At 69.4% G+C, this 9,370-nt stretch carries 11 protein-coding genes and 1 pseudogene; 2 read left to right on the forward strand and 10 right to left on the reverse strand.

Annotated elements, in window-relative coordinates; translation table 11 throughout:
* Nucleotides 1-185 precede the first annotated feature (185 nt).
* Nucleotides 186-965: pseudogene (locus tag JWQ05_RS01470) on the forward strand (fumarylacetoacetate hydrolase family protein).
* 67 nt (nucleotides 966-1,032) lie between these two features.
* Nucleotides 1,033-1,776: a DUF72 domain-containing protein gene (locus JWQ05_RS01475; RefSeq protein ID WP_299653340.1), complete on the forward strand. Its 744-nt coding sequence runs from the start codon at nucleotides 1,033-1,035 to the stop codon at nucleotides 1,774-1,776.
* Nucleotides 1,777-1,834: 58 nt separating this feature from the next.
* Here JWQ05_RS01475 and JWQ05_RS01480 read toward each other — a convergent pair whose 3' ends face one another.
* The 10 genes from JWQ05_RS01480 to urtB all read right to left on the reverse strand — a co-directional run.
* On the reverse strand, nucleotides 1,835-2,059 hold the full coding sequence (locus JWQ05_RS01480) for a hypothetical protein (protein WP_299653343.1): 225 nt from the start codon (nucleotides 2,057-2,059) through the stop codon (nucleotides 1,835-1,837).
* Between the two features lie 67 nt (nucleotides 2,060-2,126).
* Nucleotides 2,127-2,477 (reverse strand): 4-fold beta flower protein, encoded by a 351-nt coding sequence (locus tag JWQ05_RS01485; protein WP_299653344.1) that lies wholly within the window; start codon nucleotides 2,475-2,477, stop codon nucleotides 2,127-2,129.
* 7 nt (nucleotides 2,478-2,484) lie between these two features.
* Nucleotides 2,485-2,835 (reverse strand): hypothetical protein, encoded by a 351-nt coding sequence (locus JWQ05_RS01490; protein WP_299653347.1) that lies wholly within the window; start codon nucleotides 2,833-2,835, stop codon nucleotides 2,485-2,487.
* A 78-nt stretch (nucleotides 2,836-2,913) separates the two neighbouring features.
* The gene (locus JWQ05_RS01495; RefSeq protein ID WP_299653350.1) at nucleotides 2,914-3,729 is read right to left on the reverse strand and encodes a transglutaminase family protein; all 816 of its coding nucleotides are present in this window, start codon (nucleotides 3,727-3,729) and stop codon (nucleotides 2,914-2,916) included.
* Between the two features lie 76 nt (nucleotides 3,730-3,805).
* Nucleotides 3,806-4,069, reverse strand: coding sequence for a hypothetical protein (locus JWQ05_RS01500; RefSeq protein WP_299653353.1), 264 nt, complete (start codon nucleotides 4,067-4,069; stop codon nucleotides 3,806-3,808).
* A gap of 401 nt (nucleotides 4,070-4,470) precedes the next feature.
* Nucleotides 4,471-5,439, reverse strand: a complete 969-nt coding sequence (locus JWQ05_RS01505) for an acetamidase/formamidase family protein (protein WP_299653356.1) — start codon at nucleotides 5,437-5,439, stop codon at nucleotides 4,471-4,473.
* Between the two features lie 22 nt (nucleotides 5,440-5,461).
* Nucleotides 5,462-6,184 (reverse strand): urea ABC transporter ATP-binding subunit UrtE, encoded by a 723-nt coding sequence (gene urtE, locus JWQ05_RS01510; protein ID WP_299653359.1) that lies wholly within the window; start codon nucleotides 6,182-6,184, stop codon nucleotides 5,462-5,464.
* On the reverse strand, nucleotides 6,181-6,891 hold the full coding sequence (locus tag JWQ05_RS01515; protein ID WP_299653361.1) for an ATP-binding cassette domain-containing protein: 711 nt from the start codon (nucleotides 6,889-6,891) through the stop codon (nucleotides 6,181-6,183). The genes urtE and JWQ05_RS01515 overlap by 4 nt, the downstream gene beginning before the upstream one ends.
* Nucleotides 6,888-8,000 (reverse strand): urea ABC transporter permease subunit UrtC, encoded by a 1,113-nt coding sequence (gene urtC / locus JWQ05_RS01520; RefSeq protein ID WP_299653363.1) that lies wholly within the window; start codon nucleotides 7,998-8,000, stop codon nucleotides 6,888-6,890. Before urtC ends, JWQ05_RS01515 begins: the two co-directional genes overlap by 4 nt.
* On the reverse strand, nucleotides 7,997-9,370 hold a 1,374-nt coding region (gene urtB / locus JWQ05_RS01525; protein WP_299653365.1), incomplete at its 5' end, for an urea ABC transporter permease subunit UrtB. The genes urtB and urtC, both read right to left, overlap by 4 nt.

A 9,370-nucleotide genomic window follows, 5' to 3' on the forward strand; every position in this document is an offset into this window, starting at 1 on the left:
CGTCCTGCGGCGACGGAGGGCAGCGGAGACGCTTCACCGCTGCCCTCCGTCGCCAAGCGCCGGGCACGTCCTCGACCCCGGCGTGGCCGTCCGGGGCCGTGGACCGCGCCGCCGAACCGGGCATGCGCTCCGGCGCGTCCGACTGCGCAAGACTTCAGATTTTTCGTGACGACAAGGACCACACCATGACCGCATCCCGACGCGACCTGCTCGCGTTCGCCGCCGTGGCCACCGCCGCCGGGCCCCGACCGGCGGCGGCGCAATCGACGCCGGAGCCGCTCTTCGCTCTCCCGAATATCACCGTGCCCGTCGTCGGCGAGAGCCGAGTCTTTCCGGTCCGACGCATCTAGTGCATCGGGCGCAACTATGCGGCGCACGCCCGTGAGCGGGGGTCCGATCCGGATCGTGAGGCCCCGTTCTTCTTCCAGAAGCCGACCGACGCGATCCAGAACGTCGCGATCGGCGCGGTTGCGGAGCATCCCTATCCGTCGCTGACGAAGAACTACCATCACGAGGTCGAACTGGTCGCCGCCCTGCGCTCGGGCGGCGTCGACATCCCGCCGGAGCACGCCCTCGATCACGTCTACGGCTACGCGCTGGGGCTCGATATGACCCGGCGCGATCTCCAGAACGGCATGGCGGCCGAGAAGAAGCCGTGGGAGATCGGAAAGAGCTTCGACCACGGCGCGGTGATCGGCCCCCTCACGACGGTCGCCAAGGTCGGACACCTCCGGAAGGGTGCCATCTCGCTCTCGGTCAACGGCGTGCTGCGACAGAACTCCGACCTCGACAAGATGATCTGGAGTGTGGCCGAACAGATCTCGAAACTGTCGCAAGCCTTCGCGCTGAAGGCGGGCGATCTCATCTATTCGGGAACGCCGGAGAATGTCGGCCCGGTGGTCAGGGGCGACGTTCTGCTCGGCCGGATCGAGGGCCTGCCCGACCTGTCGATCCGCATCGTCTGACAAGGATCGACGTCGCGCGAACCGGATGCTGTGCTGAACCGTTCCAGCGTCGGGAGGAGCGTGAGACGTGATCGCGATCGGAACCGCCGGGTGGAACGTCCCGAAGGCCCATGCCGTGGCGTTTCCAGTCCAGGGTAGCCACCTCGAGCGCTACGCCCAGCGCCTCGACGTGGCGGAGATCAACACGTCGTTCTATCGCTCGCATCGCTTGGCGACCTACGAGCGCTGGGCCGCGGCGGTGCCCGGGCAATTCCGGTTCGCCGTGAAGGTGCCGCGCACGATCACGCACGAGCGGCGCCTCGTGGACGCCGAGGCGCCCCTTCGCCAGTTCCTGGAAGAGGTGGCGGGCCTCGGCCGAAAGCTCGGCCCCCTGCTGCTTCAGCTGCCGCCGAGCCTTCGCTTCGACGAACGGACGAGCCGGGCATTCTTGAATGCGTTCCGGCAGGCCCATGGCGGCGACATCGTCTGCGAGCCCCGGCACGCGAGCTGGCTCGACCCGGCCGTCGACGCGCTTCTGGTAGACCTGCGGATCGCACGGGTGGCGGCCGATCCGGCCCCGGTCCCCGGCGCCCAGGAACCGGGTGGCTGGCGCGAACTGCACTATTACCGGCTGCACGGCTCGCCCAAGATCTATTACTCGGCCTACCCGGCGAGCGTGCTCGACGCGACCGCGGACCGGCTGGCAAAGGACGCGTCGGACAGGCGTCCGAGCTGGTGCATCTTCGACAACACCGCGGCCTTTGCCGCTGCCGGCGACGCGCTCGCGACGCTGGAGCGCGTCCGGCATCTCGTGTCGCGCGACGGAGGCTGACGCGCCGCCGGCGAGCCGGCGACGCAAGCATCTGGAGCGATCCCGAACCGCTCCGGTCTCAGGAGGGCTGCTCCTCGCTGACGTGTTCTTCCTCCTCGGTGAGCTCCGGCTTTTCGTCGGTATCGTCGCCGACGAGTTCATCGAGCTCGTCGATGAGATCGTTCACCTGATCCTCGCTGGCGAGGATGCGGAAGATCTCCCCATCCACGCACTCGAAGGTCAGCCGATAGCCGCCCTCCGTCTCGTCGGTGAGGACACGGGCCAGCTTCTTTGTCGCGATCATGCGGTTTCCGGATTTTTGCCAAGAGTCTTGCAAGGAACAACCCCGTCGACGCGCCCGTCGGCGCGGTTCAGATCAGGTCGGAAAAGACGCGGTCGGACCAGACCAGGGGCGCCGCCCGATGCGGAGGAGCCGGCTGGGGCGCGGCGCGCGCAGGCCGTACGCCGCGCGGACCGGGCGTGGACTTCGTCTGCCGCTTGGGCTTCTGCGGGCCCCCGACCGCGTCGTGCTCGAAGAGGAGGCAGGCCCCGTCCGCGTCCGAAATCCAGCCTCGGTCCGCCCAGCCGATGAAGCGGCCGTCATAGGCGTAGACCTTGTCGTCGTGGATGTAGGCGGCGGCCTTGCCGCTCCAGAGATAGAGCGACTGCCCATCGTGGCAGAACGCCGCCTCGCCGCCGGCCCGGTCGAAGAACTCGATCATGGACGGCTCATGCCCCGATCTCGCTGTTGTGGAGGGCACGCAGATCGACGTAGCTCATGGTCTTGCTGCTCCAGGTCGGCCCGTCGCAATCGTGGAGTCTCTTGGGCAGGGGCTTGTGCTTGTCGCCCTGGTAGAACCCCATGATGACGGTCTGACCGTCGGAATCGTCCCGCTCGATCCGGTAGGCGGGCTGTCCACCGGCTCCGAGGCGGCTGAGCCGCACGCGCAGGGTCGGATTGCGCGCCTGATCGGGGACCATGTTGAGGTAGACGCCCTTCAGATATTCCAGGCGTTCGGCTCTGCGGCCCGCGATATCGGCGATGGAGACGTTCTCGACGAGCATGTTGGTCTTGGTCATGGGGTTTTTCGCTTTCTGTGGTGTGTGGTGCCGACGCGTTCGGGCGTCGGCGATGACGGGCGCCGTCCTGCGGCCGCTTCAGGCGATGGCCGGGGCTTCTTCGGTGGTAACCAGGAACTTCGTCAGGGTGTTCGCCCCGAAGGTCAGGGTGAGCGGCACGTCGGCGGCGTCCCGGCCGTAGGCGATCAGGATGCGGCCGATCCGCGACGCGTTGTTGCGCGGATCGAACGTGTGCCAGCGGCCATCGAGATACACCTCCATCCAGGCCGCGAAGTCGCCTGGCGCGTGCGGCAGCGGAAGGCCGATGTCGCTCACGTAGCCGTTGCAGTAGCGGGTCGGGATGTTGAGACACCGGCAGAACGCGATGGCGAGGTGCGCGTAGTCGCGGCAGACGCCGCGCTGCTCCTCGAACACCTCGAACGCGGTCCGCGTGGCGCGCGCATGCTCGTAGCCGAAGGTGATGCGATCATGCACGTAGTCGCAGATCGCCTGGACCCGGCTCCAGCCAGGGGATAAGTGCCCGAACAGGTCCCACGCGATCTGCGAGAGCCGGTCGGTCTCGCAGTAGCGGCTCCCCAGCAGGAAGAGGATGCTGTCCGTGGGCAGCTGGGCGATGGGCGTCTCCGCGGCCTCGGGCACCGGACGGTCGCCCTTGCCCGCGTCGCGCACGACCGTCTCGGTCTTCAGCGTGAACAGCCCCGCCGGCGCGGTCATGCGCTGGCACCAGTTCCCGAAGGTATCGCGATACCCTTCCAGCGGCACGGAGGGGCTGGTGATGAGGTGGTCCGGCCGCTCCAGATCCGAGACCCGCGACGCATGAACGTTGAGCGTCGCGATGACGGGCGTGGGCTGGGCAAACGTGTAGGTCATCTCGCAGCCGACAAGGATGCGCATGGGCTCTCTCCTGGAATGTCGCCACGCCTTTCCGCGCGACCCGACCGCAATCGTCGATGGAAAAATCGGGTGCGTGTCAGTGCAACGTCGGCGGGGGCTCCAGGAACGCGCGCATGCCGCCCCCCTCCTCCACGGCATCGGCGAAGGCGTCGAGCGCGTCCTCGTCGGAGGCGAAGGTATCGCGCCAGACCGTCGACCAGCCCGCCTGATCGATGACTTCCAGCGTCCAGGGATCCTGCGAGCCGGCGAAGCGATAGACGTTGACCGTCACCGTGACGCCGTCCTGGGTCGCCCGGCCGGTCAGATCCGAGAATTCCATATTCGGCTTCTCGTCGGCCATGGGTGTCCCTCTCGTGCTGCGAGTTCACCGCAAGGACCCGGATGTGTCCCTATCTCATGAGCCGAATTTCTACGTCCTAGCAGATTTTCCAATCAAAAGGCACAGAAAAACATCAATGAAACGCCCGTAGAATGAGGCGTTCGTTTTTAAAGAACAAATCTCGGCCGTCTCTCGGCGCCTCCAATAATACCGCTCGTCCTTCAAGAACTTGTCTTGGTCGGGCAAGCAATACGGATTTCCGCCCGTCGTCTCCGAACGCCGCGCGGCGTGCGTGCCGACCGGCTCGACCGGCAACCGAAGGACCTGCAGCGTCCGGCGCGAATCTGCCTCGCGCCGAAGGCCGGATGCGCCCGATGGTCCGATGACGGATCAGGCGCACCGGAGAGTCGCGTCCCGGCGGGTCAACGGCCCGGCGTGAGCAACGCGCTATTGGGCAACGCGCTCTTGGGCATCAGCATGTGCACGCCCTTGTTGCCGTCCACCGTCTGGGTGATGCGCAGGTTGCCCGCGAGCGAGCACAGCATGTAGGCTTGGTTGCGCGTCAGGCTCGTGCGGGCGCAGACGTGGCGCACCATTTCGCGCACCGCCTGGCGCATGGCCTCGTCGAGGCTCTCGTGCAGGCCGATCGACATCAGGTCCGTGGGCGTCTCGGCGAAGGGCCAGGTGAAGCCGAGGTCCTTGCGCACGGTGAGGCGGAACGTGCCCGTCAGCCCGGTCTCCAGGGCGGTGATGCAGACCTCGCCGTCGCCCTGCACCCCGTGGCCGTCGCCCGCGTAAAAACCGGCGCCGGCATTGTAGACCGGCAGGTAGAGGGTGGTGCCGACCTTGAGTTCCTTGTTGTCCATGTTGCCGCCGAACCCCCGCGGGACCGGGGTGCCGACGCGGCCCCAGGCGGCGGGCGGGGCCGTGCCCATGATGCCGAAGAACGGGTCGAGGGGAAGTTCCGTGCCCCAGGGCAGCACCGCGACGCCCCGCGCCACGTCGATGTCCGGGTGGATGGTCTCGTAATCCGTGAACTCGTCCGGCAGCGTGCCGAGCAGCGGCAGGATCGCCACGAAGCCCCAATCCATGCGGAACTTCAGGTCGAGGATGTCGACCTGCAGCACGTCGCCGGGCTCGGCCCCGCGCACGTGGACCGGCCCCGTGACGAAGTGGGGGCCGGGGCCCTGCGCCAGCGTGTCGAGGGCGCGGCGGTAATCCTCCGGCACCCGGACCGGATCGGGATGGAGGGATTCGCGTCCGCCGGCCGGGAACGAGTGCAGCGTCACGGTATCGCCGGAGGCGATCTCCAGGACGGGAGGCAGCGCGGCGTCGAAATAGCCCAGCACCATGCTCTCGGGGGTCGCGGGGATCTCGTGATGCGTGGACATGCGGGCTCCTTCGGGTTTCGGGTCAGACGGCGATGTGCCGCGAGACGGCCTCGTGGTTCAGATCCTCGGCCGAGCCCTGCTCGACCACGCTCCCGCGCGCGAGCACGACGAAGGCGTCGGCGAGGCGGATCGCGAAATCGAGGTATTGCTCGACGAGGAGCACGGTGATCCGGCCCTTCAGACCCTCGATCACCGCCTCGATGGCCGAGACGATGGACGGCTGGATACCCTCCGTCGGCTCGTCGAGGAGCAGGATGCGCGGCCGGGTCGCGAGGGCCCGGGCGATGGCGAGTTGCTGCTGCTGCCCGCCCGAGAGATTGCCGCCCGGGCGGTGCCAGAGGTCGCGCAGGGCCGGAAACAGGGCGACGGCCTCCTCGATGGCGCCGCTGCGCTCCAGGCCATGCGCCCGGGCGGCCACGCGAAGGTTCTCGGCGACGCTGAGGTCGGCGAAGATCTCGCGGCCCTGGGGCACGATGGCGAGCCCCGAGCGGGCGCGCCGGTCCGAGGGCAGCCGGGCGATCTCGGCGCCGTCGAGGCGGATGGTCCCACGGGTCGCGGGGATCAGCCCGGTCAGGCAGCGCAGCAGCGTGGTCTTGCCCGCGCCGTTGCGGCCGAGCACCGCGAGGCAGGCGCCCGGCGTCACGCTGAAGCCGACGTTCCGCAGCACCTGGGCGCTGCCGTAATGCTGGTCGAGGCCCGAGACGTCGAGGGCTGCCGGGGGGTGGATCGCGGAGGGGCTGCTCATCGGCCGAGGAACACCTCGATCACGCGGGCATCGGCCCGGGCGCCCGTCATCGAGCCTTCGAACAGGGTGCGGCCCTCGTGCAGCACGGTGACCCGGTCCGCCACCGCCTCGACGAAGGCCATGTCGTGCTCGATCACCAGGATGGCGCGGTCGGGCCGGCGCAGCGCCCCGATCAGGTCGGCGGTGCTGGCGGTCTCGGCATCCGACAGGCCCGCCACCGGCTCGTCGAGGAGGATGAGGCGGGGCTCGGAGGCCAGCACCATGCCGATCTCCAGCCACTGCTTCTCCCCATGCGCCAGCGCGCCGGCGAGGGTGTCCGCCCGGGCTTCCAGGCCGGTCTCGGACAGGGTGGAGGCGAGGCGGGCCGGCCGCGTGCGCGCCGGGCATTCGGGGCCGCAGCCGATGGCGAGGTTTTCGCGGACCGTGAGGGCGGGAAAGACGCTCGGCTTCTGGAACTTGCGCCGCACCCCGGCCCGGGCGATCTCCGCCTCCGAACAGGCCGTCAGGTCGTACGTGTCGCCGAGAAGGATGCGCCCGGAGCGCGGCCGGGTGATCCCCGTGATGGCGTCGAGGAGGGTGGTCTTGCCGGCGCCGTTCGGGCCGATCACCGCGCGCACCTCGCCGGAATCGACGGCGAGCGACAGGGCGTCGAGGGCCCGAAAGGCGCCGAAGACGACATGGAGGTTGTCGATCACGAGCGCGCTCATGCCAGCGGTCCGCCTCGGCGCAGCCAAGTCGGCGTCCAGCGCAGGGCCGCGAGGTCGAGGAGACCATTGGGCAGGCCCAGCACCACCACGAGGACGAGGCCGGACAGGATGAAGGGCCAGGCCTCGGGCATCGCCGCGCTCAGCCAGAACTTCAGGGCGTTGACCGCCACGGCCCCGATCACCGCGCCGCCGAGCCGGCCCATTCCGCCGATGGCGACCCAGACCGCGATCTCGATGGAGAGATCGGGGCTGAGGATGCGCGGATTGATGATGCCGACCTGGGGCACGTAGAGGACACCCGCCAATGCGGCGATCATGGCCGAGAGGCACCAGATCCCGAGCTTCAGGCGGGTGGTGCCGTAGCCGAGGGTGCGCAGGCGCGCCTCGTCGTCCCGGCAGGCGAGCATCCGGCGGCCGACCGGGCTCGCCACCAGCGCCCGCGCGCCGACGAGCACGCCGGCCAGGACGCCGAGGGTGGTCACGGCGAGGCCGGTGACGACGCCCGGCGCCCCCATGGGCCAGCCGAACAGGAGGGCAAAGCCCGTCATGCCGTTGTTGCCGCCGAGCCCGGTGTCGTTGCGAAACATCAGCAGCATGGCGACGTAGACCAGGGCCTGACTGATGATCGAGAAGTAGACCCCGTTCACCCGCGAGCGGAACGAGGCGAGACCGAACAGGAAAGCGACGCCCGCCGCCAGCGCCAGGGCGAGGGCCAGTGCGTAGGGCGCGCTGGTCAGGCCGGTCCAGTAGGCCGGCAGGCTCTTCCAGCCCATGAACTGCATCAGGTCCGGCGCGACGCCCGTGAGCGCGTAGCCATGCGCCAGGAGATGCATGGCGCAGACATAGCCGCCGATGGCGAAGAACAACCCGTGCCCGAGGCTGAGGATTCCGAGATAGCCCCAGACGAGGTCGAGGGAGACGGCCAGGATCGCGAAGGCCGCGAGTTGCCCCACCATGTTGATGAGATAGGGGGCCGGCTGCAGAGCCAGGAGGCCGAGGGCGGTCGCCGCGATGAGGGCGATGAGGCCCGTTAGAAGCGGATCACGCCCCAGCGTCGGACCGATCCGCCGGAGGGGTGCGCGGTGCGGACGATCCAAGGCGCCGCTCATCGCCGGCGCCGGAGCGCGAACAGCCCCTCGGGCCGGCGCTGCAGGAACAGGATGATGCCCACCAGCACGATCACCTTGGCGGCGACCGCCCCGTAGAGCGGTTCGATCAGCACGTTGGCGCCGCCGATGCCGAGCGCCGCCACGAGGGTGCCGGCCACCGTGCCGACGCCGCCGAGCACAACCACCATGAAGCTGTCGACGATGAAGTTGGCGCCCATGCCGGGGTTCACGCTGTAGATCGGGCAGAGGGCCACGCCCGCGAGGCCCGCGAGCCCCGAGCCGAAGCCGAAGGCGAGCCGGTCGACCCGGCGGGTGCGGATGCCGAGGCAGGCGGCCATGTCGCGATTCTGCGTCACCGCGCGGATGTCGAGGCCGAGCGGCGTCCGCTTCAGGATCAGCAGGGTGAGCACGAGGGTGACGACGGCAAAAGCGATGGCGAAGAGGCGGTTCCAGGTGACGACGAAGTCGGCGTAGAGCGGTACGCCGCCGCTGACGTAGGACGGCATCGCGAATTGCAGGTTCTGCGAGCCCACCGCGACCCGGACTCCGTTGACGAGGAACAGGCTGACCGCCCAGGTGGCGAGGAGGCTCATCAGCGGGCGCCGGTAGAGGTGGCGCAGGATCAGCGCCTCGATGGCGATGCCCACCAGCGCGGACGCCAGGAACGCCACGGGGATCGCGGCGAGCAGATAGGCGTCGAGCCAGCCCGGTGCGAAGCGGCGAACGGCCTCCTGCACGCCGTAGGTCGCGTAGGCGCCGATCATGATGAACTCGCCCTGGGCGAGGTTGATCACCCCCATCAGCCCGAAGATGATCGCGAGGCCGGCGGCGGCCATGAACAGGATGCTGGCAAAGCTCAGGCCGTTGTAGAGGATCGCGAGGCCGTTCCCCACCGTGACGGCACGCTCCACCCGGGCGAGGCCGGCATCCAGCGCCGCGCGGAAGGCCGGGTCCGCACCGTAGGCCGGATCGGCCTTGAGGGCGGAGAGACGCGAGAAAGCCGCGCCCGAGGGTGAATCGGACACCGCCTGGATCGCCGCGCGCCGGCGCGCGGGATCGGGCGACGACAGGGCGGCGGATTGCGCGACCGCTCCGATGGAGGCCCGCAGGCCCGCGTCGCCCTCGGCGGCCCCCGCGCGCAGGAGGACAGCATCCGGCACCGAGGCGATCCGGCGCTCCAGGGCGGCGAGGCCGGTTCTGCGCGCCTCGACGCTGGGCGCGGTCAAGAGGGTCGCGACCCCGGACGCGGTATCGACGAGGGCGCGCTGGCGAAGGCCGAGCACCGGGGAGCGGCCGCCTGTGGCCGGACGCGCCGCGCCAGTGGCCGCCTCGGTGCCCTCGGGTGCGCCGGCCCGGTCGAGCAGCAGCGC

Source organism: Methylobacterium sp. (assembly GCF_028290105.1).
Lineage (GTDB): Bacteria > Pseudomonadota > Alphaproteobacteria > Rhizobiales > Beijerinckiaceae > Methylobacterium.